This is a genomic window from Streptomyces sp. NPDC002776 (assembly GCF_053592195.1).
The window spans coordinates 60,226-84,732 of record NZ_JBSFVG010000025.1; the positions used below are offsets into that span (position 1 = coordinate 60,226).

Below are 24,507 nucleotides of genomic sequence, written 5' to 3' on the forward strand. Positions count from 1 at the left end.
AACCCCGGCGCCGTCACCGGCCGGGCCGGCGCCCCCGGTGAACCAGCCGCGCGCGGCGGCACGCTCGCACGGCTCCCGCGCTCCCTGTGCGCCGCCCGTTCGGGCGAAGACGACCGGCGCGGGATCACACGCGCTTTCGCAGTCCGCCCCGATCGGGCGGTTTGCACATCCGGCGCGCGAAACCGCCCCCTTCACGCGGTTCCCGGCCCTCACCCTCCGCTGTTTGCCTTGTGTACAGGCAGCGCGTGCTGTCCACCCGCGCCACGAGGTTGCCGTCTCACCGACCACACCGCTCACCCCTGAACCCCCTCCAGGGAGGGACTGTGTCTGCACCCGAAAGCGCCGCCGATCCCACCGTCGACGAACCCGGCACCACCGCTCCCCCGTTCACCAGCCTCAGCACGCGAGCCGCCCGCAACCTCACGACGACCACCAAGTCCGAACCCCAGATGCAGGCCATCACCTCACGATGGCTGCTGAGGATGCTGCCCTGGGTCGACGTCAGGGGCGGCGCCTACCGGGTCAACCGGCGTCTGCAGCTGCGCATCGGCCGCGGGCGGGTGCAGTTCGAGCAGAACGGCGCCGACGACGTCCGGGTGATCCCCCAGACGCTCACCGAGCTGCCGGCGCTGCGCGGCTACCGCGACATCGAGGTCCTCCAGCAGGTCGCCTCCCGCTTCCAGGTCCGCGAGGTGCGCGCCGGACAGGTCCTCTTCGAGGCCGGACAGCCGGTCACCGAGGCCTACCTCGTGGTGCACGGCCGCTTCACCCGCTTCACCGCCGGCAAGTACGGCGAGGAGGAGGTCATCGGCGTCGTCACCGACGGCGAGGGCATGGGCGACGAGGCCGTCGGCCAGGCCGACCCGCTCTGGCTCAGCTCGGTCCGGGCCGAGACGTCCGGGGTGGTGCTGGTGCTGCCCTGGGAGGAGCTCATGGAGGACGTGGGCCGGGCCCCGTCGCTCGCCGCCCATCTGGAAGCCTACGCCGAGCGGCAGAGCAAGCCCATGAACCGCAAGGGCGAGGCCGATGTGCCGGTGCAGGCCGGCCACGTCGGCGAGCCGGTGCTGTCCGGCGGCTTCGTCGACTACGAACTCGCCCCGCGCGAGTACGAGTTGTCCCTCACCCAGACCGTGCTGCGGGTGCACACCCGGGTCGCCGACCTCTACAACGACCCGATGGACCAGACCCAGCAGCAACTGCGGCTCACCGTCGAGGAGATCCGCGAACGCCAGGAGTGGGAGCTGGTCAACAACCGCGAGTTCGGGCTCCTCCACAACACCGCCTACGACCAGCGGATCAGCACCTTCGCCGGACCGCCGACCCCGGACGACCTGGACGAGCTGCTGTCGATGCGCCGCAAGACCCGGCTCTTCCTCGCGCACCCCAAAGCCATCGCGGCCTTCTTCCGGCAGTGCAACCGGCGCGGCCTTGTGCCCGGCACGGTGACCGTCGAAGGCCATGAGGTGCCCGCCTGGCGGGGCGTGCCCCTCTTTCCGTGCGGCAAGATCCCGATCGGCCCGCAGCACACCACCAGCATCATCGCGCTGCGCACCGGCGAGGCCGACCAGGGTGTGGTCGGCCTGTACCAGACCGGCATCCCCGAGGAGTACCAGCCGGGCCTGAACGTGCGGTTCATGGGCATCGACGACAGCGCGATCCTGCGTTACCTCGTCACCGCCTACTACTCCACGGCGATCCTCGTGCCGGACGCCGCCGGAATCCTGGAGAACGTCCAGATCGGCCGGACCGCCGACTGAACGGACCGCGACCGAACGGGAGTACGCCGATGAGCACGTCCACGTTCCGGCCGCCCGGCCCGCCGAGCCCGGCCCGCTCTCTGCGGGCCCGGCGCGGTGGTGCCGTGCCCGGCCTGCTGTACCGGCCCGCCGTCCCACCGGATCCGCAGAAGGTGACGGAGGTGGACCTGCGCCTCGAAGCCTGGGCGCGCGAGCTGGATCTGTTTCCCAGGGCCTGGTCCGGCGACTTCGCCGGCTTCCAGTTCGGGCGGGCCGTGGTGCTCCAGCATCCCGGCGCCGCCGACCTCGAACGCCTCACCGCCGCCGGCAAGCTGCTGCTCGCGGAGAACGTCGTCGACAGCTGCTACTGCGAGGTCTCCGAAGGCCGGGGCGCCTCGGCACGCGGCCTGGGCGGGCGGCTGGTCATCGCCCAGTCGGCGCTCGACCCGTACCACGGCACCCCCGAGACGGAGGAGCAGTGGCGGCTCGGCGTCCAGGCGGACGGACCGCTGCGCGCGTACCACTGGGCGCTGAAGGAGTACGCCGCCTTCGCCACGCCCAGCCAGACAAACCGGTTCGTCCATGACATCGCCCGGCTCCACCTGGGCTACCTCGGCGAGGCCGCCTGGGCGGAGACCGCGTACCTGCCGCGGGTGTGGGAGTACCTGACGATGCGGCAGTTCAACAACTTCCGGCCCTGTCTGTCCCTGGTCGACGCGGTGGACGGCTATGAACTGCCCGAGGCGCTCTACGCCCGCCCGGAGATCCAGCGGGTGACGGCGCTGGCCTGCAATGCCACCACGATCGTCAATGACCTGTACTCCTTCACCAAGGAGCTGGCGAGCGACCCGACCCATCTGAACCTGCCCGTGGTCGTCGACGCCAACGAGCGGTGCGGGTTGAAGGCCGCCTATCTGGAGTCCGTAGAGATCCACAACCGGATCATGGCGGCGTTCGAGGAGGAGGCCGCCGCCGTCTGTGCTCTCTCGCCCGTCGTCGCGCGCTACACCGAGGGTCTCGCGGCCTGGGTCGCCGGCAACCACGAGTGGCACGCCACCAACACCCACCGCTACCACCTGCCCGACTACTGGTGAGCGCTCCACAGCACACACCGGCCCCCACCGTCCCCCCACGAGAGGAACCAGCGTTGAGCTCCACCGACGTCGGCACGACCACCGCACCGGTGCCGCCCCAGTCCACGTACCAGCACCGGGTGGCGGACTACTGGAACGCCGAGGAGAACCCGGTCAACCTCGAACTCGGCAGGATCGACGACCTGTACCACCACCACTACGGCGTCGGGGACGTCGACCGGTCGGTGCTGGAGGGCTCCGACCCCGCGCTGCGCCAGGAGCGGATCACCGCCGAACTGCACCGCCTGGAACACGCCCAGGCCGAGCTGCTCGCCGCCCGGCTCGGCCCCCTGTCCCCCGCCGACCGGGTCTTCGACGCCGGCTGCGGACGCGGTGGCGGCAGCGTCGTGGCCCATCTGCGCTACGGCTGCGCCGCCGACGGAGTCACGATCTCCGCCAAGCAGGCCGAGTTCGCCAACGAGCAGGCCCGCAAGCGGGGCATCGAGGGCAGCGTGCGCTACCACTGCCGGGACATGCTCGACACCGGATTCGAGTCGGGCGCGTTCGCCGCCTCGTGGAACAACGAGTCCACCATGTACGTCGAGCTGGACCTGCTGTTCGCCGAGCACGCCCGGCTGCTGCGCCGCGGCGGACGCTATGTGGTCATCACCGGCTGCTACAACGACACCTACGGGCGCGCCTCCCGCGAGGTGTCCCTGATCAACGCCCACTACATCTGCGACATCCATCCCCGCTCGGCGTACTTCCGGGCGATGGCCCGCAACCGGCTGGTGCCGGTGCACGTGCAGGACCTCACCGCGGCGACCATCCCCTACTGGGAGCTGCGCCGGCAGGCCGAGCACCTGGTCACCGGAATCGAGGACACCTTCCTGACCGCCTACCGCAACGGCAGCTTCCAGTACCTGCTGATCGCAGCCGATCGGATCTGACCCGACGCCGGCGGGACTGCCCCTCTGCTCGTGGCTGATCTGCCGCGGGCAGAGAAATCCCCGGCGCGGGGAATGTGCGGGCAACAGTGGAGTCGACGGCATTCACGCCACGACGAGGAGATCCCATGACTCCACTCACCGCGCTCGCTCCCCGGGCGGAGGAGGGCGACACCGCGCCCACCCGGTTCGACGACCAGCTGGCCGCCCAGTTGCTCGGGCAGCGGATCGTGCTGCTGGGCACGCAGGTCGACGAGGTCTCCGCGAACCGGGTCTGCGCGCAGTTGCTGATCCTGTCCGCGGAGGACCCGCGCACCGATATCTGCCTGTACATCAACAGCCCCGGCGGCTCGGTCCACGCGGGCCTCGCCATCTACGACACCATGCGGCTGATCCCCAACGACGTGTCGACGCTCGCAATGGGCTTCGCGGCCAGCATGGGCCAGTTCCTGCTGAGCGTCGGCACCGCGGGCAAGCGCTTCGCCCTGCCGAACGCGCGGATCATGATGCACCAGCCGTCGGCCGGCATCGGCGGCACCACCGCGGACATCGAGATCCAGGCGGAGAACCTGGAGCACACCAAGCGGACCATCGAGCGGCTGACCGCCGAGCACACCGGACAGAGCCCGGAGACGATCTCCCGGGACGGCGACCGGGACCGCTGGTTCACGGCCGAGGAGGCCCAGGAGTACGGATTGGTCGACCGGGTGGTGGAGTCGCTCACCGACGTCCGCCCGGCCGCTTCGAAGCGACGGATGGGGCTGTAGTCATGGGCAGTTACACGATTCCGAACGTCATCGAGCGCACCCCGCAGGGCGAGCGGTCCTTCGATGTGTTCAGCCGGCTGCTGAACGAGCGGATCATCTTCCTCGGTACGGAGATCGACGACGGGGTGGCCAATGTGGTCATCGCGCAGCTGCTCCATCTGGAGGCCGCGGCGCCCGAGAACGAGATCTCGATCTACATCAACTCCCCCGGCGGATCGTTCACTTCGCTGATGGCGATCTACGACACGATGACCTTCGTGCAGGCGCCGATCGCCACGGTCTGCGTGGGGCAGGCGGCGTCCACGGCGGCCGTGCTGCTGGCCGGCGGGGATCCCGGGCGGCGGTCCGTGCTGGAGCACGCGCGGGTGCTGCTCGGACAGCCGGCCAGCGGCGGCCGGCAGGGCACGGTCTCCGATCTGACGCTCCAGGCCAAGGAGATGGTCCGGATCCGCGCCCAGGTCGAGGAGGTGCTGTCCCGGCACACCCACCACGACGTCGGGACGCTGCGCGCCGACATGGACCGCGACAAGGTGTTCACCGCCGAGGAGGCCGTGGCGTACGGCCTGGCCGACCGGGTGATGAACCGGCGCCTCGTCGGGGTGTGAGGCGCCGGAACGGCGGCGTCAGGCGGCCAGGCAGAGTCCGTCGTACGACGAACCGGCCGTGCCGCGGCTGCGGACGGGGCTCTGGCGGCTGGTGAGGCGGATCAGTTCGCCCTGGGCCCGGGACAGCAGGTCGCCGAGGCCGAGTCCGAGGGCGTGGGCGGCGGCCGCGAGGACCTCCGAGGAGGCCTCCTTGCGGCCGCGCTCCACCTCGGAGAGGTAGGGCATCGAGATCCGGGCGGCGTCGGCCACGTCCTTCAGGGTGCGTTCCTGGGCGAGGCGTTCGCGCCGCAGGACGTCTCCGACCAGGTCCCGCCACAGGGGTTCCCTGGTGGTGGGTCCGGCGGACCGCGGGGGCGAGGGTTCCGGGCGCGCGGGCGGGCGCAGCGGGATGACGCGGGCTTGGTTCGGCGCTTGGTTGCTCACCCTCCCAGCCTAGGAGCCCGCGCCGGGACGGGAAGGGCGAGGCGTTCCGCGCTGGGAGGAATCGCCAGGAGCGAACAGGGAGTTGAGCCGAGTCGAGCCGGTTCGGGTGACTGTCCGGTTCGGGTCACTGTCCGGCGAAACCGATCACCGCACGGACCCGCTTGCCGACCGGGATCCGTTCCACGGCGACGTCCCCCGCCAGCGCGTGCACGATCTCCAGACCGTGCCGGCCGATGCGCTGGGGATCCCGCGGGAAGCGGCGGGGCAGCGCGGCGCTGCTGTCGCAGACGGAGACCGTGACCCCGGAGTCGGTGCCCTCCAGCTCCAGGATGTAGGGGCCGTTGCTGTGCCGGTCGGCGTTGGTGACCAGCTCGCTGACCACCAGGAGCACCTCTTCCTGGGCGCGGTTGTCGATGTGGGCGCACCATTCGGTGCGCAGCCTGCCGAGGAAGAGGGCGGCGAAGGACCTCGCCTCGGCGATGCACCCCGGCTCACCGGTGTAATGGGCCGCCCGTCGGAGCGGTTCCACGGGCACGTCGAAACCAGTCGGAATCACTGCCCCGTCGTGTTCGATCATGCGTTTCTCTCTCGGAAGCCGACCTGGCCGGACACTTCTGCATGAGTGCTCGTACCCAGTGCCGCGCTCCGCATCCCCCCGCACAGGGGACCGAATACGTCACATCGACGGAGTCAGCGGGCTGACGCCCGGCAGGGACTGGGTCGCCGTGGCGGTCGAGTCCGAGGTCAGCGGCACTTCAGGGGTGGTCGTCCCGGGTGACTCCGGCTCCGCCGGGGGCTGGGAGGCAGGGGGCGCCGGGGTCGGCGGCTGGATCTGGCCGGAAGGGGTGATGGAGGTCGGCGGGCAGGTGTTCTCCGCGCCGTCGGGCGTGTCCGGGCAGGCCGGAGGGGTGTCGGGGGATGTCGACGTGGAGGGCGGTTCGGTCACCGACGGGGAGGGCTGGCGGGCGGGCGGGTCCGTCTTGCGGTCCTTGGAGCCGGTGTCACCGGGGTGCCGCTCGAACCAGTCGCCGCGCTCGGGGTCGTGGACGACGAAGACCTCGACGACGGTGGTGGCGGGGGCGACCACGATGACGTTCGAGGACTTGTACGACGGCCAGGAGTCGCCCGTGGTCCTCGGCCTCTGCTGGGCCACCGGCTCGGTCAGCGGGTTGCCGCAGGCGCAGCGCACCCGGGGCACTCCGCGGTCGTCGACGAGGACGGCGGTGCCGCTCTGGAGGACGGCCTGGTAGCTGGTGGCGGTGCCGTCGCGGTAGCCGTGGTTGGTGACGCGGGTGTCCATGCGCAGCTGCACGGGGGTGAGGCCGCGCAGATAGGCCGGAACGCCGGCGGGGTCGACGCGGGCGACGGAGGCGAACGCCCTGTTCTTCGCCGGTTCCGCCTGGAGTGCCTTGATCTGCTTCTCCACGTCGCAGCTGGCGGCGTTGCGGGTGCCGCCGTACAGGCCGGGCGCCGCGCCGTCGACGCCGCGGACGGCGTTGCCCGTGGGGGACTCGGTGGCCGGGGAGGGGGTGGCCGGCGGGGCGGAGCTGTCCTTCGCGGTGGACTCGGTGAAGGGGTCGGGGCCGGTCTTCCCGGCGGCCTGGAGGAAGACCTCGCCGCCCGCCGCGGAGCCACCGCCGCCACCGCCACCGCGGCCGAGGACGACGGCGATGACCACGGCCGCGACCACGACCGTGGCGAGCACGGCGATCCGCGGCACTGACCGCCACCACGGCCGACGGGGTTCCGGTGGCGGGGGGACATTGCCGCCACCGGTGCTCGGGGGCAGGCCGGCGCCGCTGCCGCCCGGGGGCTGGGAGGGCGGACCGGTAGGTGGCTGCGAGGGGCCGGACAGGGGTCCCGAAGGGGGTCCTGTGGGCCTGCCCGAGGAGGGAGGTTCGGCGCTCACGAGCCCTTCTTCCCGATAGGGGACTCTCACGGCCTTTCACCGCAATAGCCGTGTTTCTCCATATCATCACCATTGTGTGCTCCGGGCCGGTGCGCTGCGCAAGCCGACGCGGACGGCCCTCCCGGCAGGCGGGGCGGACGGAGGCTGCTTAGCGTGGCAGGGTGATCACGCGCACCCCCTCCGACCAGGCAGTGGCCCGCCACGGCTGGCCGCAGGCCGTCGTCGCCGTGCTGGCCGGACTGCTCGCCATGGCGGTCGTCGCGACGCTCGGCCTGTGGGCGGCGGGGGCGGCCGGCCTTCCGGACGGCGCCTTCCCGCGGGTCGCCGCGGCGACCGTGGTGACCGCCGTGGGCGGCGCCGTGGAGATGTCGGGCGACGCCGGCGGCCTCGCCGAGTCCGCGGCCGGCCTCGCCGTGATCCCGCTGTCGGTCACCCTCGTCGGCGCGCTGGTGATCGCCGCCGGTTTCCTGCGGCCGCTGCGGCACCGGGCGGTGGCCGGGGCGCGCGAGCTGGCGGGGTGGGCGGCCCGGATCGCCGTACTGTGGCTGCTGGCGCTTCTCGGGCTGGCGCTGGCCGCCCGGCAGACCTTCACCGTCTCCCTGGGCGACGACACGCTCGGCGAACTGGGGGAAATCTTCGGCGTCACGCCCCGGGTCGGCTTCCGCGCGGACGTGCCGCTCACCCTGCTCTTCGGCCTGTTGTGGCTGGCGGGCGTGCTGGTCCTGGCGCTGCTGGTGTCCCGCGGGGCTCCCCTGCCGCCCCGGCTGCTGCGCTTCCAGGAGGCGGTGCGGCCCGCCGCGTACGCCATGGTCGTGCTGCTGCTCGCCTGCGCCGCTCTGGGCGCCGTCATCGGTCTGGTCGTCGCCGCCACCCGCGGCCACGCGGCGGAGACCCTGGCGGTGCTGCTGCTCGGTCTGCCGAACCTGGTGTGGCTGGCCTTCACCATCGGTCTCGGCGCCACCTGGGACGGCCGGGTCGACGGCCCGTTCGGCCTGCCGATGCCGCATGTCCTGGACGAGGTGCTGCGCGGCTCGGACACCGCTGCCCTGAATCTGGGCACGCTCGCCGAGCACGACGGCCGGGTGTGGTGGCTGGTGGTCGTCGACGCGGTCCTGGTGCTCGCCGCCGCGTTCGTGATGGCGGCCCGTTCCCCGCGCCGGATGCGGGCCTGGCAGCACGCGGTGCGGATGGCGGTGGCGCTGGCACTGACGGTGCTGATGATCTGCCTGGTCGCCCGGATCACGGCGCACTACGGCCTGTCCGTCCTCGGCATCGGCGACCTGGGGGGCGACCTGGCCGGGGAGCTGGTGCTGAAGCCGCGGATCTGGGGCGCGCTGGGCTTCGCGCTGCTGTGGGGCCTGGTGGCGGGATTCCTGGGCGCCCTGCTGGCGCGGCCGGTGCACCGGCGGGGCGAAGTGCCGCGCTAGCTGTACCTCCCGCCGAAGAACGGCTCGGCCCACCGCGGCGGCGGCTTCGGCCCCTCGGCCCGCTCGTCCCCCTGGTCCACGGCCCGTACGTCCACCCGGGTCGGCGGGTGGGCCCGCTCCGGGTCGCCCCTCAGGGCGAGGCGCAGCGCCGCCACGAAGGCCAGGCAGGAGTCGTACCGGTCGTCGGGGCTTTTGGCCAGCGCCTTGGCGAAGACCGCGTCGACCGGTGCCGGGAGGTCGGGCCGGGAGGAGGTCAGCGGCGGCGGTTCGTCGTACTGATGCGCCCACAGCAGCGCCATGTCGTCGTCCCGCCGGAAGGGCGGCCGCGCCGCCAGGCACTCGTGGACGACGCAGGCGAAGCCGTACACGTCGCAGCGCGCGTCGACCGGTTTGCCGGAGATCTGCTCGGGCGCCACGTAGTCCAGCGTGCCGACGAACTGTCCGACGGTGGTGAAGCCGGTCAGGGACAGCGACTTCTTGGTCAGCCCGAAGTCGGTCAGATATGCGTGCTCGGGGTGGTCGCTGTCGGTGCCGCGGGCGACCAGGATGTTGCCGGGTTTCACGTCCCGGTGGACCAGCCCGTGCTCGTGGGCGGCGTCCAGCGCGGACGCCACCTGCGCGGCGATCCGCAGGGCCGTCGCCGGCGCCAGGGGGCCCTGCCGGTCCAGGAGGTGGCGCAGGTCGCTGCCGGCGACGTAGCGCATGGCGATGTACAGGACGCCGTCGGTCTCGCCCGCCTCGAAGACGGGCACGATGTGCGGGTGGTCGATCGCGGCGGCGGCCCGGGACTCATGGGTGAAACGGCGGCGGAAGGTGTCGTTGCGGGCGAGTTCGGGGGCGAGCAGCTTCAGCGCGACGGTGCGGTCCAGGCGCAGGTCGCGGGCCCGGTAGACGACGGCCATGCCGCCGCGGCCGATCTCCTGCTCGATGCGGTAGGCGGCGATCTGCTTGCCGATCAGCTCGGAGGGGCGGCCCGAGAAGAGGCTCGTCTCATGGCCCATCCGGGGTCACCACCTGGGTGGCGGTGTGGTCACGGTTCCCGGTGGCGGCGCGGGGCGCCTCGTCCGTGGCGAAGGTGGTCAGTCGCAGGCCGTCGGCGTAGACCCAGCGTCCGTGCTCGGTGTCGTAGAGCCATACGTGCTCGCCCTCGACGACCACGCCGATCCGCAGCCCGCGGGTGCGGTCGCGGAAGGACTCGCCGTCCAGGCCGCCGGCCGCGAGATCCTCCAGCGCGGCCCGGTAGCGGGCGAGGTTCTGCTCGGCGCGGACGAGCTGGGGCCGGGGGTCGGCGGTGCGGGCCGGGGCGGCGTCGGGGGTGGGCGGGTCCTGGGGCACGGCGACCAGATGGCGGCCGTCGACCCAGGCCGACCAGCCGTTGGCGCACAGGACGTGGCCCCAGTCGCCGCGTCGCTCGATGAGCTGCACCGGCAGCAGCGGGTCGAGCGGCACGGTGGGCCGGGCCGGGTCGGGGCTCTGCCAGGCCGGCATCCCGTGGGCGGGGACGACGTGCGTGGGCCGGAATCCGGGTGTCGCCATGGTCTCGGCCTACTTCCGCATCACGACGGGTTCTTGGCGGCGCAGCAGCCGGGAGACCACGTAGCCGAAGACCACCGACAGCACGATCAGCATGCCGATGTTGAGCAGCCAGACGCCCGCCGAGTGGCGGAACAGGGGGTCGCCGGTCAGCTCGCCGGGGACGAGCCGCGCCAGATCGACGGTGCCGGCCATCGCGCCCAGCGCCCACCGCGAGGGCACCAGCCAGGCGAGCTGTTCCAGGCCGGGCACGCCGTCGAGTTTCAGCAGGGCGCCGCAGAACACCACCTGGACGATGGCCAGCAGCACCAGCAGCGGCATTGTCACCTCTTCCTTGCGCACCAGCGCGGACACCAGCAGGCCGAGCATCATCGCGGTGAAGGCCAGCAGGGCGACGGCGACGATGATCTCGGCCAGGGGCGGCAGCAGCACGCCCTCGCCGCCGGGGGCGTTGAGATCGACGCCGAGCAGGCCGACGAGCGTCAGCACCACGGCCTGGAGCACGGTGATCGTGCCGAGCACCACGACCTTCGACATCAGGTACGCCGATCTGGACAGGCCGACGGCGCGTTCACGCCGGTAGATCACCCGTTCCTTGACGAGTTCACGCACGGCGTTCGCGGCGCCGGTGAGGACCGCGCCGACGCACAGGATGAGCAGGGCGTTCAGCGCGGTCTCGCGGGTCAGGGCGCTGCCGGCCAGGGCGCGGGCCATGGCGCCCATCACGAACGGCAGGGCGATCATGATCGCGAGGAAGGTGCGGTCGGCGCTGAGCGCGGCGCCGTAGCGGCGGATCAGCGTGCCGAGCTGGGCGCCGCGGCTGCGCGGCCGGCTCGGCGGGGTGATGACGACCGGTCCGGAGCGCAGCAGCCGCGGCTGGGCGGCGGCGTCGGCGACATAGCGGCGGTGCAGGGGCGAGGCGGCGTAGTCGCCGGCCCAGTCGCGGTCCTGGTCGCGTTCGAAGGCCTCGAAGGCCTCCGGCCACTGTGCGAAGCCGAAGAAGGCGAGGGCGTCCTCGGGCGGGCCGTAGTAGGCGATCCGGCCGCCGGGCGCGAGGACCAGGAGGCGGTCGCAGACGTCCAGGCTGAGCACGCTGTGGGTGACGACGATGACGGTACGGCCGTCGTCCGCCAGGTCGCGCAGCATGTGCATCACCGAGCGGTCCATGCCGGGGTCGAGCCCCGAGGTCGGTTCGTCCAGGAAGAGCAGGGACGGTTTGGTGAGCAGTTCCAGGGCCACGCTGACGCGCTTGCGCTGGCCGCCGGAGAGGCTGTGCACGGGCTGTCCGGCGCGCTGCTCCAGGCCGAGTTCCCCGATGACCTCGTCGACCCTGGCGCGGCGTTCGGCCTTGGCGGTGTCCTGCGGGAAGCGGAGTTCGGCGGCGTAGGACAGGGCGGCGCGGACGGTGAGCTGGGAATGCAGGATGTCGTCCTGCGGGACCAGGCCGATGCGCTGGCGCAGCTCGGCGTAGTCGCGGTAGAGGTCGCGGCCGTCGTAGACGACGGTGCCGTGGTCGGCGGGCCGCTGTCCGGTGAGGGCGTTGAGCAGGGTGGACTTTCCGGCGCCGCTCGGTCCGACCACCGCGAGCAGGCACTTCTCCCCCACCGGGAAGGAGACGTCGTCGAGCAGGGTCTTACGGCCGCGGTCGACGGCGACGGTGAGGTCCTGCACCTCCAGGGAGACCTCGCCGGTGTCGACGTACTCCTGCAGCTCGTCGCCGACCAGGCAGAACGCCGAGTGTCCGATGCCGACGACGTCGCCGGGGAGCAGGGGGGCGGTGGTGACGGGGCTGCCGTTGAGGAAGGTGCCGTTGTGGCTGCCCAGGTCGGCGATCTCGTGGCCGCCGTCGGGCAGGGCGCGCAGCTCCGCGTGGTAGCGGGAGACGACGAGGTCGTCGAGGACGAGGTCGTTGTCGGCGGCGCGGCCGATGCGGACGGTACGGGCGGGCAGCTGCCGTACGCTCGTCGGCTGCCGGAAGGTGCCGGTCTGCGCGGGCATCGAGACGGCCGAGGGGCGCTCGGGGACGGCGGTTTCCGGTCGGCCGAGGAGGACGGCGCGGGGGCCGTCGGCGGGGTTGCCGAAGCGGATCACGGTGCCCGGCCCGACGTCCCACTCGTGGACGCGGTGGCCGTCGGTGTAGGTGCCGTTGGTGCTGCCCTCGTCCTCCAGCGTCCAGTGGTCGGACTCGGGGCGCAGGACGGCGTGGTGCCAGGAGACGCGTGCGTCGTCGATGACGATGTCGCTGAGCGGGTCGCGTCCTACGTGGTAGTCGCGGCTCGGGGTCATCACGGTGGAGCCCGACTCGGTCTCCAGCACGAGTACGGGCGCAGTCGGTGCGAGCGGTCGCTCCGCCATGCCTGAATTCTACCGATCGGCCCACTTATGCGCCTGGCGCGGAGGATCAGGCGACCGGGACGACCAGGGCGGGGCTGGTGCGCTGCATCCGCAGCGCGTCGATCGACTCTGCGAGCAGCTCGTACTCGGTGGTGTCGTCGTGGGTGGCGATACGGACCAGCCGTCCGGCCGCCAACTGCTCCGCGACCAGCTCCTGTTGAGCGGTGTCTCCGCACCAGGCGCGCAGTACGGCGGGCACGTCGGGCACGGTGCCGGCGACCGGGACGAGCGCCCCCGCGGGTAAGTGCTCGGCGTCGGGGTGCGGGTCCAGCCGCTCGGCGATCCACGCCGCCCGGTCGCGCAGCCACCACAGGGCGAGGGCCAGGGTGGGCGCCCGGTAGGTGCCGAGCGGTACGCCGATGCGCCGGCCGCCGCAGGTGCCGTACGCGGTGACATGGCACAGGAATTCGTCGTGCACGTCTCACTCCCCCGTGGTGCGCTCGCCGGTGGGCCGGGCCTCGCTTTCCGGGCGGCTCAGCTGCTGTGCGTGATGGGGTCTTCGCTGCGGGTGAAGTGCCCTCTGCGATTGAGTATGTTCACTACTGAATCACTGTCACCATGACTTTTTGGCCACTCTCCTGGCATATTCGCCAAGATCGATGGCCGAAAGACGATAGGGGCAGGTTTTCCCAGGCAAGACGGCGGTCAGGCGCTCCTCGGCCGCTCCGGCGACCGACGCCCCGCCGGGTCCGGCGGGGCGTCACCTCGGGCTCAGGCCTTCACGGCCTCGTCGATGCGGGACAGCTCCTCCGCGTCGAAGTCCAGGTTGCCGATCGCCGCCACGCTGTCCTCCAGCTGCTGCGGGCTGCTCGCGCCGACCAGGGCCGAGGTCACCCGGCCGCCGCGCAGCACCCAGGCCAGCGCCATCTGCGCCGGCGTCTGGCCGCGGTCCTTGGCGAGGTCGGCGAGGGTGCGCAGCCGGGCCACCAGGTCCTCGGTGAGGGCGTCGGAGCTGAGGAAGGGGCTGTCGCTCGCGGCCCGGGAGTCCTCCGGGATGCCGTTCAGATAGCGGCCCGTCAGCAGGCCCTGCTCCAGCGGCGAGTAGGCGATGGAACCGATCCGCAGCTCGTCGAGAACGTCGAGCAGGCCCTCCTCCGGGCGGCGGTCGAGCATGGAGTAGCGCGGCTGGTGGATCAGCAGCGGGGTACCCAGCTCACCGAGGATGCGGGCCGCCTCCCGGGTCTGCTCCGGGGAGTAGTTGGAGACGCCGACGTACAGCGCCTTGCCCTGCTGGACGGCCGAGTGCAGCGCGCCCATCGTCTCCTCCAGCGGAGTCTCCGGGTCCGGGCGGTGCGAGTAGAAGATGTCGACGTGATCCAGGCCCATCCGCCGCAGGCTCTGGTCGAGCGAGGACATGAGGTACTTGCGCGAGCCCCACTCGCCGTACGGTCCCGGCCACATCAGGTATCCGGCCTTCGTGGAGATGACGAGTTCGTCGCGGTAGGCCGCGAAGTCCGCCTTCAGCGCCTCACCGAGCGCCGACTCGGCGGCGCCGGGCGGCGGGCCGTAGTTGTTGGCCAGGTCGAAGTGGGTGACGCCGAGGTCGAAGGCGCGGCGCAGGATGGCCCGCTGGGTCTCGACCGGGCGGTCCGGGCCGAAGTTGTGCCACAGACCGAGGGACAGGGCGGGGAGCTTGAGGCCGCTGCGTCCGGTGCGCCGGTAGGGCATGTCCGCGTAGCGGTCGGGGTGTGCGGTGTACAACGCGACTCCAGAGGGGTGGGCACGGGGGAACCAGGGTCCCTGAGAACCGAGCCCACTCTTTCGTGACCTGTGGGCATCGGTCCAACAGAAGAATCCGATGGAATTCAGCGGATACGCTTCTCAGTCATGGAACTGCGCCATCTCCAGCACTTCGTCGCGGTCGCCGAGGACCAGCATTTCACCCGGGCCGCCGAACGGCTCATGGTCTCCCAGTCCGGACTCTCCGCCTCGATCCGCTCCCTGGAACGGGAACTCCAGACCCCGCTCTTCGTACGCACCACCCGCAGCGTGACGCTCACGCCGGCCGGGCGCGCGCTGCTGGGCGAGGCGGAGCGGATCCTCGCGCAGGTGCGGTCGGCCCACGAGGCGGTGGCCGCGGTGCAGGGTGTGCTGCGCGGGATGCTGGCGCTGGGCTCCGAGCAGTGCATCGCCGGGGTGCATGTGGCGGGGCTGCTGGCCGCGTTCCGGCGCCGCCATCCGGACGTGGAGATCTGCCTGCGCCAGGCCGGCGCGGGGGCGCTCGCGGAGGAGGTCGCGGCCGGTCGCCTGGACCTGGCCTTCGCCGTGCGTACGGCGCAGGAGGACACCGACCAGCTCCGCGCCGTACCGCTGACCAGCGAGCCCATGACGGTGCTGTGCCACCCGAGCCACCGGCTCGCCGCCACCGGAGCCCCGGTCACCCCGGAGGAGCTGGGCGCGGAGGTGTTCGTCGACTTCCACCCGGACTGGGGACCGCGCCGCACCACCGACGCCGCGTTCGCCGCCGCGGGCGTACGGCGGACGGTCGCCCTGGAGGTCAACGACGTGCACAGCCTGCTGGACCTGGTGGACGAGAACCTCGGCATCGCCGTCGTACCGCGCCACTTCCGCCACAAGCGGGAGTCACTGATCGCGCTGCCGGTCAAGGGCACCGGCGAGCGGGTGTACGAGACGGTCGCCCTGCTGCCGCCGCTGCAGGCCACGAGCCCGGCGGCGCGGGCGCTGATGGAGTTGCTGGAGACAGAGGGCGCGTGAAGGACGGCTGTGCGCGATGGTGGAGCCATGCACGCCAAGGACATCCTCATCGACGGTTTCAGCCGCATCCAGGAAGAAGTCCACGCCACGGTCGAGGGCCTCTCCCCCGACGGCCTGCACGCCCGGCCCGGCCCGGACGCCAACTCCATCGCCTGGCTCATCTGGCATCTCACCCGCGTCCAGGACGACCACATCGCCGACGCCTTCGGCCTCGACCAGGTGTGGCTCAGCCAGGACTTCCAGCAGACCTTCGGCCTCGACCTGCCCCCCAGCGACATCGGGTACGGGCACACCTCGGCGCAGGTCGGCAAGGTGCGGGTCGGCTCCGGTGACCTGCTGACCGGGTACTACGACGCCGTCCACGCCCAGACCCTCGGAGCGCTGCGAGAGCTGCCCGCCAAGGATCTGGAGCGCATCGTCGACGAGCGCTGGGACCCGCCGGTCACCCTGGGCGTCCGGCTGGTCAGCGTCCTGTCCGACGATCTCCAGCACATCGGACAGGCCGCCTACGTCCGCGGACTGCTTCAGAGCGCGTAACCCGGCAGGATTACGTCCTCGATGAGGGCCTTGCGCTCGTCGAACGGGATGAACGCGCTCTTGACGGCGTTCACCGTGACCGTGCGCAGGTCCTCCACCGTCCAGCCGGCCTGCTCGACCAGCAGGGACATCTCGCGCGTCATCGTGGTACCGGACACCAGACGGTTGTCGGTGTTGAGGGTGACGCGGAAGCCGAGGTCCTTCAGGGCGGTGATGGGGTGCTCGGCTATGGAGGTGGCGGCGCCGGTCTGCAGGTTGGAGGTCGGGCACATCTCCAGCGCGATCCGGCGGTCACGGACCCAGCCGGCGAGCCGGCCGAGCTTGCCGTCGACGATGTCGTCGGTGATGCGCACGCCGTGACCGAGGCGCTGGGCGCCGCAGATCTGAACCGCCTGGTGGATGCTGGACAGGCCGTCGGCCTCACCGGCGTGGATGGTGAAGGGCACGTTCTCGCGACGCAGGTGCTCGAAGGCGCCGAGGTGGTCGGCGGCGGGGAAACCGGCCTCGGCACCGGCGATGTCGAAGCCGACGACACCGGCGTCCCGGAAGGCGACGGCCAGGTCGGCGGCCTCGCGCACCCGGTCGAACATGCGCATGCCGCAGAGCAGGGTGCCGATGCGGACCGGGGTGCCGGCCGCGGCCGCCTTCGCCATTCCGGCCGCCAGACCCTCCTGGACGGTCTCGACGACCTCGGCGAGGGCGAGCCCGCCGGCGGTGTTCAGCTCGGGGGCGTAGCGCACCTCGGCGTAGACGACACCGTCCGCGGCCAGGTCCAGCACGTACTCCTCGGCGGTGCGCAGCAGGCCCTCGCGGGTCTGCATCACGGCGAGGGTGTGCTCGAAGGTGGCGATGTAGCGGACCAGGTCACCGGAGTTCGCGGCCGCGAAGTACCAGGCGGCGAGCTCGTCCGGGTCGGTGGTCGGCAGGGTGTGGCCGACGGACTCGGCGAGCTCCACGACGGTGGCGGGGCGCAGGCCGCCGTCGAGGTGGTCGTGCAGGACGGCCTTGGGGAGCCGGCGGATCACGTCGATATCTACGCGCGTAGCGATCATGGCGGGTCTTTCCTTGGGCGGGTGGGGCGGTTTGGAGTGGTGGTGGAGCGGGCGGGGGCCTCAGCCGGGCGGGCGGGGCAGGTTTTGGCTGTTGCCGGGTGTGCGGCACGGGGTGGTTGGCGGACTTGAGGGGGGTCTGGCGGGTGCGCGGCGGGGCGGGTCTACGGGGGTCGGTCGGCGGGCTTGAGCGGGCACCGGCGGGTGCGTGGTGGTGTGGCGGGCGGGGTTGGTCGGCGGGCTTGAGGGGGTCTGGCGGGTGCGCGGCGGGGCGGGTCTGCGGGGGTCGGTCGGCGGGCTTGAGCGGGCACCGACGGGTGCGTGGTGGTGTGGCGGGCGGGGGTCAGTCGGCGGGCTCGAGCGGGCACCGGCGGGTGCGCGGTGGTGTGGCGGGCGGGGGTTGGTCGGCGGGCTTGAGCGGGCACCGGCGGGTGCTCGGCGGGGCGGGTCTGCGGGGGTCAGTCGGCAAGCCCGACCGGGGCTCAGCGGTTGCCCTGTGGTGCGGCGGCCGGGCCCGAGCTACCCCGACGGTTACCCGGCGGTGCGGCGGCCGGGCCCGAGCCGCCCCAACTGCCGCCCGGCAGTGCGGCGGGGGCCGGGCTCCGAGCTGGCCCGGCGGTGCCGCGTGGTCGGGCCCGAGCCAGCCCAGCGCTGCCCGGCGGTGCCGCGGGCCGGGCTCAGTCGGCGGACTGGAGCAGGTCCCAGCGGTTGCCGTGCAGGTCCTGGAAGACGGCGACCGAGCCGTAGGGCTCGTGGCGCGGCTCCTCCAGGAAGGTCACGCCCGCGGCGAGCATCCGGGCATGGTCGCGGGCGAAGTCGTCGGTGTACAGGAAGAACCCGACGCGCCCGCCGGTCTGGTCGCCGACCCGGGCGGCCTGGGCGTCACCCTTGGCGCGGGCCAGCAGCAGACCGGTCCCCTGCTCGCCGGGCTCCACCACGACCCAGCGCGAGCCGTCCGGGCGCGGGCTGTCCTCGGCGAGCCGGAACCCGAGGGCGTCGGTGTAGAAGCGGATCGCCTCGTCGTAGTCGTCGACGACGAGGGTGACCAGGGCGATGCGTCTCATCGGTACCTTCCGGGGACGGGCGATTGACGGGAGAGGTTATACGTAAAACCCACCCGCGCGCCAGTCCATGACCGCGACACCGCGGACGGCTCGTTCCGCAGGCCTAGGCCCACGGGCCGAGGCGTCCCGGCACGGCACTCGGTAGCGTCCCCGGCATGACGATCACCGATCCGCCCCGCACCCCCGAACAGCGCCGACGCGACGTCCTCGACCGGCTGGAGCGGGAGATCGACATCTGGGTCTCCACGGCGGACGCCGACGGCGTGCCGTGTCTGGTGGCGCTCTGGTTCGTCTGGGACGGCGAGGCGCTCTGGCTGTCGACCCGGGGCACCAACCCCACGGGCCGCAATCTGCGCAACGGGCGGCGCACCCGGCTGGCGTTCGGGGACACCCGTGATGTCGTCCTCATCGACGGCGAGGCGGAGGCGTTCACCGCTGAGGAGGTGCCGGCCGCGGCGGCGGCGGCGTTCGCGGCCAGGACCGGCTGGGACCCGCGCGCCGAGCGCGCGCCGTACGCCTTCTTCCGGGTGCGCCCGCTGGCAGTGCAGGCCTGGCACGAGCAGCGGGAGCTGCCGCAGCGGCATCTGATGCGGGACGGTGACTGGCTCGTCTAGACAGTTTCGGCCCTTGTACCGCCGCGGGACATCCGACTCCCCCAAAGGTGTTACCTGAGGGTAACCCCTGCTGGTTTGATGTGCGGCGCCACCCAAGCCCCCCTCCACCACAGGGAGAACCAGTGACGCTTTCCGCACAGCGCCGTGCACAGGGATCGGCCGCGCTCGCCCTCTCGCTCGCCGTCGCGGGTCTGGCCGGCGCGACGCCCCCCGCGTCCGCCGCCGAACAGACCCCGGCGCTGAAGGTGTTGTCGTACAACGTGTTCCTTTTCAGCAAGAGCCTCTACCCGAACTGGGGCCAGGACCACCGGGCCGCCGAGATCGTGAAGGCACCGTTCTTCCAGGGCAACGACGTGGTGGTCGTCCAGGAGGCGTTCGACAACTCCTCCTCGGACGCGCTGAGGTCGGCCGCCGCGAGCGTCTATCCGCACCAGACGCCCGTGGTCGGCCGGAGCAGGACCGGCTGGGACGCGACGGGCGGGGCGTACTCGGCGACGACGCCGGAGGACGGGGGGGTGACGGTGCTCAGCAAGTGGCCGATCGTCCGCAAGGAGCAGCACGTCTACCAGGACGCGTGCGGCGCGGACTGGTGGTCCAACAAGGGCTTCGCGTACGTGGTGTTGAACGTCGGCGGCACCAAGGTGCACGTCGTCGGCACGCACGCCCAGTCCACCGACCCCGGCTGCGACGCCGGTGAGGCGGCCGCGATGCGCAGCCGTCAGTTCCGGACGATCGACGCGTTCCTGGATGCCAAGTACATCCCGGCGGGTGAACAGGTGCTGGTCGCGGGTGACTTGAACGTCGATTCGCACACCGCGGAGTACGGCACGATGCTCACCGACGCGGGTCTGGTCGGCGCCGACGCACGCACCGGGCACCCGTACTCCTTCGACACCCAGGACAACTCCCTGGCGCGCGACCGCTACCCGGACGACCCGCGCGAGGACCTGGACCATGTCCTGCACCGCGCGGGCCACGTCCGTCCGGCCGTATGGAAGAACGACGTCGTCAAGGAGCGGAGTGCGCCCTGGACGGTGTCGAGTTGGGGCACCGACCACACGTACACCAATCTGTCGGACCACTACCCGGTGACCGGGTCGGCGGGCTGATCACGGCGGGTTCAGCCGGCGGCGGCCAGTACGGGGCGGCCGCCGAGGGCGAGGGGAGAACTGGTCGGTGACCTGGGCCAGGACCTCGGCGGAGCCCGGGGCGACGGTGAGGGTGCCGTCGTTCCCGACGGTGATGTCCTTGTCCAGCGTGAACCAGCCCGGGGTGATGTGGGCCGGGCCCATGGAGTTCAGGACGGGGCGCAGGGCGTAGCCGATGGCGAGGACATGGGCGGTGGTGCCGCCGGTGGCCAGCGGCAGGACGGTCTTTCCCGCCAGGGCGTACTGCGGGAGCAGGTCGAGCAGCGCCTTCAGCAGGCCCGAGTAGGCGGCCTTGTAGACGGGGGTGCCGATCACGAGGCCGTCCGACCGCTCGACGAGGGCGGTGGTCTCGACGATCACCGGGTGACGGATGTCGGCCCCCAGGAGGGCATCGGCCGGCAGGGTGCGGACATCCAGCACCTCGTGTCCCTGGGCCGTGAGCCGGTCGTCCAGGTGCCGCAGCAGGCGGGCGGTGCGGGAGGCGGCGGTGGGGCTTGCGGAGACGGAGAGGATGGTGGCCATGGGGAATCTTTCGAGTACGGCGATATGAGGGGGCCTTGGACAGGCCCGGAGGGTCGGTTCCGGACGCAGGCCCCGGCGCTTGAACACCTCGCGCAGACCAGGGGGACGGGTCGTCAGCAGCGGGGGGGACGACACCCGGCGCCTGAAGGATGGGCGGCGCTGCGACAGCGCACGCGAGAAGTCAGGCCCGCGACAAGGTCAGCGAGGGAGGAAGGAGGGCCGGTCGGACGGCCCGCTGCCGCCTCAGGGGCAACACACGGCGGAGCACACCCGACCGAAGTCGATGTGGTCGCGTGAGACCAGACGTGGCTGAGGAGTCATGCGAACCGATTGATCAGGGCAGCGCACCTTTCGCCAACCTTCTCTACTTTTCCTATCGAGTTACTAGGAAAGCATTGACGGGACTCCTGCCGGGTGCGCAGGATGGTGCCCATGTCCCACACGCAGCAACGACTCGTACGTCGTCGGCATGTCGACTTTGGTCACGTCGTCAGTGCCGCCTGCTGTCGCGCGTAAGGCACGCATCGCGCGTCGCCGCTCCGCTCCTTCTCTCCGCTCACTCCCCTGAAGGGCGAACGCCATGACCACGGCACTTCCCAGCACTCCCCTGTCCGACGTGCGCCATCTGCGCCTCGTGGACGACATCCCGCAGGACACCGCGCCCGGCTCCCCGCCCCTCGTCGGCTATTTCGTCCTCGTGCCCGAGGGCACCGATCCCGCCGAGCTCTTCGCCCGGGCCGGAGTGCAGCCGGTGGCGCCTCCGGTCCGGCAACCGGCGGGCGACGACGTCCACATCGACCCCGAACGCCATGTGGCGGAGGTCGAAGGACGCGAACTCGACCTCACCTACCTGGAGTTCGAGCTGCTGGCCCATCTCGTCCGGCACCCCCAGCACGTGCACACCCGTGAGCGGCTGATGGCTGAGATCTGGGGCTACGACCATGTCGGCGACGGCCGCACCGTGGACGTCCACATCGCGCGGCTGCGCCGCAAGCTCGGCAAGGCCTACCGGGACCGGATCGTCACCGTGCGCAGCGTGGGCTACAAGTACGTGCCCGGCCGGCCGGTCAGCGGCTCCGACGCCGCGCCGCGCACCCGACTCTGAGGAGAGCACTTCGATGGGCGTCGCCCCCACCCCGCCCCGGCCCACCCCGCCGCCCGTACCGGAGCGCCCGCACTGGATGCGGGTGGCCCGGGAGACGGCTGACGACCTGGCCACCGACGCGGTGACCAGGGAACAGGCGGGCAAGGCGCCCTTCGACGAGGTGTCCCGGCTACGGGAGGCGGGACTGCTGACGCTGCTGGTCCCGGCCGCGCTCGGGGGCGGCGACGCGGGCTGGCCCACCGCCTACGCGGTCGTCCGGGAGCTCGCCGGCGCCGACGCCGCCATCGGCCGGCTGCTCGGCTGTCACTACGTCATGTCGTGCAGCGCCCGGCTCTTCGCCGAACCGGCGCTCGCCGCGCGCCTCGAACAGCGGTCGGCGGCCGAACAGTGGTGCTGGGGCGGCGGAATCGCCCGCCAGGAGCCGCGGCTGACGCTGGTGTCGTCGGGGGACGGGTACGTGCTCGACGGTCGGCAGAGCTATCCCACCGGAGTGCTGGTCGCCGACCGGCTGGCGGTACGAGCGGTGCGCGCCGACACCGGTGAACCGCTCGCCGTCGTGGCCGACCCCGGCCGGGAGGGCGTACGGATCGACGACGACACCGACCCCTTCGGCCAGCGGCTCGCCGCCGGGGGGAGCGTGGAGTTCGACGGCGTCCGCGTGCACGCCGACGAGGTGCTGGGCCCCCTCTCCGTCGACGAGGACGTCCTGTCCCCGGCGGCCTCGCTGGCCTCGCCACTGGGGCGGCTGGTCTCGGTCCAGGTCTGTCTCGGCCTGGCCGAAGGGGTGCTCGCCGAGGCCCGTGAGTACAGCAGGATCGGCCACTCGTCCTGGCACCCGGACCGGTCGGCCGGAGCCCTCCAAGACCCCCTCACTCTCACCGAGTTCGGGGAGCTCACCGTCCTCACGCGCGCCGCGTCCGCACTCGCCACCGAGGCGCTGACCGCCCTGGACAGCGGGCTGCGACGCGGAGCGGACCTCACGTACGACGAGGGCGCCGAGATCTCGGTCCTGGTGGCGGTCGCCGAGGCCGCCGCCGCCAAGGCCGCACACGAATCCACGGCCCGCGCCCCGGACATCATCGGCGCCCACTCGACCTCCGCGCGTCTGGGCCTGGACCGCTTCTGGCGCAACGCCAGGACCCACACACTGCAGGAGCCCGTGACCCATCGACTCCGCGATGTGGGCGGCTACTTCCTCAGCGGGGAACACCCGCCGTTCACGCTCCCGGTCTGAGCATCTCACTCAGCAAGATCAGCTCGTCCAGCATGCGAACGCCCTCTTGGGCCGGCGGCCGACTTCTGCCACGATCCCTAGCAACCAGGTAGGAAAGCTAGGAATCGATGGGGGTGGCCATGGGACCGTGCGTCCGCGCAGCGCTTTCGCTGCCGCTGCTGACCTCCCGCCGCCACATCGACCTGCGCCGTACGTCGAGCGCCATCTGTCGGCCCGTCTGAGGCCGGAGGCCGACCTGTCGGCCTCGACTCGAGACTGTGAGCCGAGCTGTCGGCCCCGCTTGAGGCCGTTCGCCGAGCGTGTCGGCCCCCGTACTTCCTTCAGCGATCACCCGCGCCCTCCCCGGAGCAGGCGTGTGCCCGCGTACCCCTGATCCACGACTCCCGAGAGGACACCTCCGTGTCTGCCGCAAGACCGCTCACCACCCTGCGCACCCTCGCCGCCATAGCCGCGCTCCCCCTCCTGCTCACCGCATGCGGTTACGGTTCGGACTCCGCCGACGACGACAAGCAGGCGCAGGTCGCGGCCGACGCCAAGAAGCTCTCCGCCGACGAGGTGCGGATCGGCTACTTCCCGAACCTCACGCACGCCACGGCCCTGGTGGGCGTCGAGGAGGGCATCTTCCAGAAGGAACTGGGCGGCACCACGATCAAGGCCTCGACCTTCAACGCGGGCCCCTCCGAGATCGAGGCCCTCAACTCCGGTTCACTCGACATCGGCTGGATCGGCCCCTCCCCCGCGATCAACGGCTACACCAAGGCGGACGGCTCCAACCTGCGGATCATCTCCGGCTCGGCGTCCGGCGGGGTGAAGCTCGTCGTGAACCCCGACAGGATCAAGTCCCTGAAGGACGTCAAGGGCAAGAAGATCGCCACCCCGCAGCTCGGCAACACCCAGGACGTGGCCTTCCTCAACTGGATCGCCGAGCAGGGCTGGCAGGTCGACGCGCAGAGCGGCGAGGGTGACGTCTCCGTCGTCCGCACCGACAACAAGGTGACCCCGGACGCCTACAAGTCCGGTTCCATCGACGGTGCCTGGGTGCCGGAGCCGACCGCGTCCAAGCTGGTCGCCGACGGCGCGAAGGCGCTGCTGGACGAGGCCGACCTGTGGCCGGACAAGAAGTTCGTGATCACGAACATCATCGTGTCCCAGACGTTCCTCAAGGAGCACCCGGACGTCGTCGAGGCCGTACTCCGCGGCTCGGTGAAGACCAACGAGTGGATCAACGCCAACCCGGATCAGGCCAAGGCATCCGCCAACAAGGCCCTGGAGAAGGAGTCCGGCAAGGCGCTGCCCGCCGAGGTCATCGACCCGGCCTGGAAGTCGATCAGCTTCCTCGACGACCCGCTGGCCGCGACCCTCGACACCGAGGCCGAGCACGCGGTGAAGGCCGGTCTGCTGGAACAGCCCGACCTGGACGGCATCTACGACCTCGCGCTCCTCAACAAGGTCCTCAAGGCCGAGGGCAAGGACGAGGTCGACGACGCCGGCCTCGGCGTCAAGTAGCGGATTCCCAGAGCTCCCAGGAGGTGACGACCATGGCCATCACGATCGCCAAGGCCGACGGCACGGCGACGTCGGTCGACCACGCCGCGCGCATCGACCACGTATCGAAGTCCTTCGCCGGCCCGGCCGGGCGGCAGCTCGTCCTCGACGACATCACCCTCGATGTCGCGCCCGGTGAGTTCGTCACCCTCCTGGGAGC

At 71.8% G+C, this 24,507-nt stretch carries 24 protein-coding genes and 2 pseudogenes; 15 read left to right on the forward strand and 11 right to left on the reverse strand.

Annotation, left to right across the window (positions count from 1 at the left end; translation table 11 throughout):
• Positions 1 to 323 precede the first annotated feature (323 nt).
• The 5 genes from ACWD11_RS32540 to ACWD11_RS32560 all read left to right on the forward strand — a co-directional run bounded on the left by ACWD11_RS32540 (position 324) and on the right by ACWD11_RS32560 (position 5,128).
• Positions 324 to 1,757 carry a family 2B encapsulin nanocompartment shell protein gene (locus tag ACWD11_RS32540; RefSeq protein ID WP_451287387.1) on the forward strand — a complete coding sequence of 478 codons (1,434 nt, stop codon included), beginning with the start codon at positions 324 to 326 and terminating at the stop codon, positions 1,755 to 1,757.
• A gap of 29 nt (positions 1,758 to 1,786) precedes the next feature.
• Positions 1,787 to 2,830, forward strand: a complete 1,044-nt coding sequence (locus ACWD11_RS32545) for a family 2 encapsulin nanocompartment cargo protein terpene cyclase (protein ID WP_389420221.1) — start codon at positions 1,787 to 1,789, stop codon at positions 2,828 to 2,830.
• A 53-nt stretch (positions 2,831 to 2,883) separates the two neighbouring features.
• Positions 2,884 to 3,759, forward strand: a complete 876-nt coding sequence (locus tag ACWD11_RS32550) for a geranyl diphosphate 2-C-methyltransferase (RefSeq protein WP_451287389.1) — start codon at positions 2,884 to 2,886, stop codon at positions 3,757 to 3,759.
• A 125-nt stretch (positions 3,760 to 3,884) separates the two neighbouring features.
• Positions 3,885 to 4,523 carry an ATP-dependent Clp protease proteolytic subunit gene (locus tag ACWD11_RS32555; protein WP_389420219.1) on the forward strand — a complete coding sequence of 213 codons (639 nt, stop codon included), beginning with the start codon at positions 3,885 to 3,887 and terminating at the stop codon, positions 4,521 to 4,523.
• Positions 4,524 to 4,525: 2 nt separating this feature from the next.
• Positions 4,526 to 5,128 (forward strand): ClpP family protease, encoded by a 603-nt coding sequence (locus tag ACWD11_RS32560; RefSeq protein WP_451287391.1) that lies wholly within the window; start codon positions 4,526 to 4,528, stop codon positions 5,126 to 5,128.
• Between the two features lie 18 nt (positions 5,129 to 5,146).
• On the opposite strand, the gene ACWD11_RS32565 is transcribed toward ACWD11_RS32560, so the two are convergent.
• The 3 genes from ACWD11_RS32565 to ACWD11_RS32575 all read right to left on the reverse strand — a co-directional run bounded on the left by ACWD11_RS32565 (position 5,147) and on the right by ACWD11_RS32575 (position 7,460).
• The gene (locus ACWD11_RS32565; protein ID WP_389420217.1) at positions 5,147 to 5,551 is read right to left on the reverse strand and encodes a helix-turn-helix domain-containing protein; all 405 of its coding nucleotides are present in this window, start codon (positions 5,549 to 5,551) and stop codon (positions 5,147 to 5,149) included.
• A gap of 124 nt (positions 5,552 to 5,675) precedes the next feature.
• Positions 5,676 to 6,128, reverse strand: coding sequence for an ATP-binding protein (locus ACWD11_RS32570; protein WP_389420216.1), 453 nt, complete (start codon positions 6,126 to 6,128; stop codon positions 5,676 to 5,678).
• Between the two features lie 99 nt (positions 6,129 to 6,227).
• Positions 6,228 to 7,460: a DUF6777 domain-containing protein gene (locus ACWD11_RS32575; protein ID WP_451287393.1), complete on the reverse strand. Its 1,233-nt coding sequence runs from the start codon at positions 7,458 to 7,460 to the stop codon at positions 6,228 to 6,230.
• A gap of 161 nt (positions 7,461 to 7,621) precedes the next feature.
• Between ACWD11_RS32575 and ACWD11_RS32580 the strand changes: the two genes are divergently transcribed.
• Complete coding sequence (locus tag ACWD11_RS32580; RefSeq protein ID WP_451287395.1) at positions 7,622 to 8,887, forward strand: streptophobe family protein; 1,266 nt, start codon at positions 7,622 to 7,624, stop codon at positions 8,885 to 8,887.
• Here the strand turns inward: ACWD11_RS32580 and ACWD11_RS32585 are convergent.
• The 5 genes from ACWD11_RS32585 to mgrA all read right to left on the reverse strand — a co-directional run bounded on the left by ACWD11_RS32585 (position 8,884) and on the right by mgrA (position 14,515).
• Positions 8,884 to 9,888: a serine/threonine-protein kinase gene (locus tag ACWD11_RS32585; RefSeq protein WP_451123059.1), complete on the reverse strand. Its 1,005-nt coding sequence runs from the start codon at positions 9,886 to 9,888 to the stop codon at positions 8,884 to 8,886. The two genes, ACWD11_RS32580 and ACWD11_RS32585, sit on opposite strands and share 4 nt — an antisense overlap.
• Positions 9,878 to 10,423 (reverse strand): hypothetical protein, encoded by a 546-nt coding sequence (locus tag ACWD11_RS32590; protein ID WP_451287397.1) that lies wholly within the window; start codon positions 10,421 to 10,423, stop codon positions 9,878 to 9,880. The genes ACWD11_RS32585 and ACWD11_RS32590 overlap by 11 nt, the downstream gene beginning before the upstream one ends.
• 9 nt (positions 10,424 to 10,432) lie before the next feature.
• Positions 10,433 to 12,775 (reverse strand): FHA domain-containing protein, encoded by a 2,343-nt coding sequence (locus tag ACWD11_RS32595; protein WP_451287399.1) that lies wholly within the window; start codon positions 12,773 to 12,775, stop codon positions 10,433 to 10,435.
• Positions 12,776 to 12,821: 46 nt separating this feature from the next.
• Positions 12,822 to 13,232: a hypothetical protein gene (locus tag ACWD11_RS32600; RefSeq protein ID WP_389420210.1), complete on the reverse strand. Its 411-nt coding sequence runs from the start codon at positions 13,230 to 13,232 to the stop codon at positions 12,822 to 12,824.
• Between the two features lie 293 nt (positions 13,233 to 13,525).
• Positions 13,526 to 14,515: an L-glyceraldehyde 3-phosphate reductase gene (mgrA, locus tag ACWD11_RS32605; RefSeq protein WP_389420209.1), complete on the reverse strand. Its 990-nt coding sequence runs from the start codon at positions 14,513 to 14,515 to the stop codon at positions 13,526 to 13,528.
• Between the two features lie 126 nt (positions 14,516 to 14,641).
• Here mgrA and ACWD11_RS32610 point away from each other — a divergent pair, with 126 nt between their 5' ends.
• Entirely contained in the window at positions 14,642 to 15,529 is an 888-nt protein-coding gene (locus ACWD11_RS32610; protein WP_451287402.1) for a LysR substrate-binding domain-containing protein, read from the forward strand.
• A 27-nt stretch (positions 15,530 to 15,556) separates the two neighbouring features.
• The gene (locus tag ACWD11_RS32615; RefSeq protein ID WP_451287404.1) at positions 15,557 to 16,066 is read left to right on the forward strand and encodes a mycothiol transferase; all 510 of its coding nucleotides are present in this window, start codon (positions 15,557 to 15,559) and stop codon (positions 16,064 to 16,066) included.
• Here the strand turns inward: ACWD11_RS32615 and ACWD11_RS32620 are convergent.
• Complete coding sequence (locus tag ACWD11_RS32620) at positions 16,054 to 17,118, reverse strand: adenosine deaminase (protein ID WP_451287406.1); 1,065 nt, start codon at positions 17,116 to 17,118, stop codon at positions 16,054 to 16,056. The two genes, ACWD11_RS32615 and ACWD11_RS32620, sit on opposite strands and share 13 nt — an antisense overlap.
• 674 nt (positions 17,119 to 17,792) lie before the next feature.
• Positions 17,793 to 18,179: a VOC family protein gene (locus ACWD11_RS32625; RefSeq protein ID WP_389420205.1), complete on the reverse strand. Its 387-nt coding sequence runs from the start codon at positions 18,177 to 18,179 to the stop codon at positions 17,793 to 17,795.
• 155 nt (positions 18,180 to 18,334) lie between these two features.
• Between ACWD11_RS32625 and ACWD11_RS32630 the strand changes: the two genes are divergently transcribed.
• Both ACWD11_RS32630 and sph read left to right on the forward strand, forming a co-directional pair.
• Positions 18,335 to 18,793: a pyridoxamine 5'-phosphate oxidase family protein gene (locus ACWD11_RS32630; protein WP_389420204.1), complete on the forward strand. Its 459-nt coding sequence runs from the start codon at positions 18,335 to 18,337 to the stop codon at positions 18,791 to 18,793.
• A 122-nt stretch (positions 18,794 to 18,915) separates the two neighbouring features.
• A complete protein-coding gene (gene sph, locus ACWD11_RS32635) occupies positions 18,916 to 19,902 on the forward strand; it encodes a sphingomyelin phosphodiesterase (protein WP_451287409.1) in 987 nt (328 codons plus the stop codon).
• 11 nt (positions 19,903 to 19,913) lie between these two features.
• Here the strand turns inward: sph and ssuE are convergent.
• Positions 19,914 to 20,463: pseudogene (gene ssuE / locus ACWD11_RS32640) on the reverse strand (NADPH-dependent FMN reductase).
• A 580-nt stretch (positions 20,464 to 21,043) separates the two neighbouring features.
• Between ssuE and ACWD11_RS32645 the strand changes: the two are divergent.
• From ACWD11_RS32645 to ACWD11_RS32665, 5 genes and pseudogenes are all read left to right on the forward strand, one after another.
• Entirely contained in the window at positions 21,044 to 21,568 is a 525-nt protein-coding gene (locus tag ACWD11_RS32645) for a winged helix-turn-helix domain-containing protein (protein WP_451287411.1), read from the forward strand.
• Positions 21,569 to 21,581: 13 nt separating this feature from the next.
• The gene (locus tag ACWD11_RS32650) at positions 21,582 to 22,802 is read left to right on the forward strand and encodes an acyl-CoA dehydrogenase family protein (protein ID WP_451287413.1); all 1,221 of its coding nucleotides are present in this window, start codon (positions 21,582 to 21,584) and stop codon (positions 22,800 to 22,802) included.
• 119 nt (positions 22,803 to 22,921) lie between these two features.
• Positions 22,922 to 23,023, forward strand: a complete 102-nt coding sequence (locus ACWD11_RS32655) for a putative leader peptide (protein WP_351981591.1) — start codon at positions 22,922 to 22,924, stop codon at positions 23,021 to 23,023.
• A gap of 178 nt (positions 23,024 to 23,201) precedes the next feature.
• The gene (locus ACWD11_RS32660; protein WP_451287415.1) at positions 23,202 to 24,308 is read left to right on the forward strand and encodes an ABC transporter substrate-binding protein; all 1,107 of its coding nucleotides are present in this window, start codon (positions 23,202 to 23,204) and stop codon (positions 24,306 to 24,308) included.
• A gap of 32 nt (positions 24,309 to 24,340) precedes the next feature.
• Positions 24,341 to 24,507: pseudogene (locus tag ACWD11_RS32665) on the forward strand (ABC transporter ATP-binding protein); the annotation flags it as partial.

Excerpts from the sequence above, each read along its gene's own strand:
- ACWD11_RS32545 (WP_389420221.1), top strand. The coding sequence starts at position 1,787 with ATGAGCACGTCCACGTTCCGGCCGCCCGGCCCGCCGAGCCCGGCCCGC.
- ACWD11_RS32555 (WP_389420219.1), top strand. The coding sequence starts at position 3,885 with ATGACTCCACTCACCGCGCTCGCTCCCCGGGCGGAGGAGGGCGACACC.
- ACWD11_RS32560 (WP_451287391.1), top strand. The coding sequence starts at position 4,526 with ATGGGCAGTTACACGATTCCGAACGTCATCGAGCGCACCCCGCAGGGC.
- ACWD11_RS32570 (WP_389420216.1), bottom strand. The coding sequence starts at position 6,128 with ATGATCGAACACGACGGGGCAGTGATTCCGACTGGTTTCGACGTGCCC.
- ACWD11_RS32585 (WP_451123059.1), bottom strand. The coding sequence starts at position 9,888 with ATGGGCCATGAGACGAGCCTCTTCTCGGGCCGCCCCTCCGAGCTGATC.
- ACWD11_RS32590 (WP_451287397.1), bottom strand. The coding sequence starts at position 10,423 with ATGGCGACACCCGGATTCCGGCCCACGCACGTCGTCCCCGCCCACGGG.
- ACWD11_RS32595 (WP_451287399.1), bottom strand. The coding sequence starts at position 12,775 with ATGGCGGAGCGACCGCTCGCACCGACTGCGCCCGTACTCGTGCTGGAG.
- ACWD11_RS32610 (WP_451287402.1), top strand. The coding sequence starts at position 14,642 with ATGGAACTGCGCCATCTCCAGCACTTCGTCGCGGTCGCCGAGGACCAG.
- ACWD11_RS32615 (WP_451287404.1), top strand. The coding sequence starts at position 15,557 with ATGCACGCCAAGGACATCCTCATCGACGGTTTCAGCCGCATCCAGGAA.
- ACWD11_RS32620 (WP_451287406.1), bottom strand. The coding sequence starts at position 17,118 with ATGATCGCTACGCGCGTAGATATCGACGTGATCCGCCGGCTCCCCAAG.
- ACWD11_RS32625 (WP_389420205.1), bottom strand. The coding sequence starts at position 18,179 with ATGAGACGCATCGCCCTGGTCACCCTCGTCGTCGACGACTACGACGAG.
- ACWD11_RS32630 (WP_389420204.1), top strand. The coding sequence starts at position 18,335 with ATGACGATCACCGATCCGCCCCGCACCCCCGAACAGCGCCGACGCGAC.
- ACWD11_RS32645 (WP_451287411.1), top strand. The coding sequence starts at position 21,044 with ATGACCACGGCACTTCCCAGCACTCCCCTGTCCGACGTGCGCCATCTG.
- ACWD11_RS32650 (WP_451287413.1), top strand. The coding sequence starts at position 21,582 with ATGGGCGTCGCCCCCACCCCGCCCCGGCCCACCCCGCCGCCCGTACCG.
- ACWD11_RS32655 (WP_351981591.1), top strand. The coding sequence starts at position 22,922 with ATGGGACCGTGCGTCCGCGCAGCGCTTTCGCTGCCGCTGCTGACCTCC.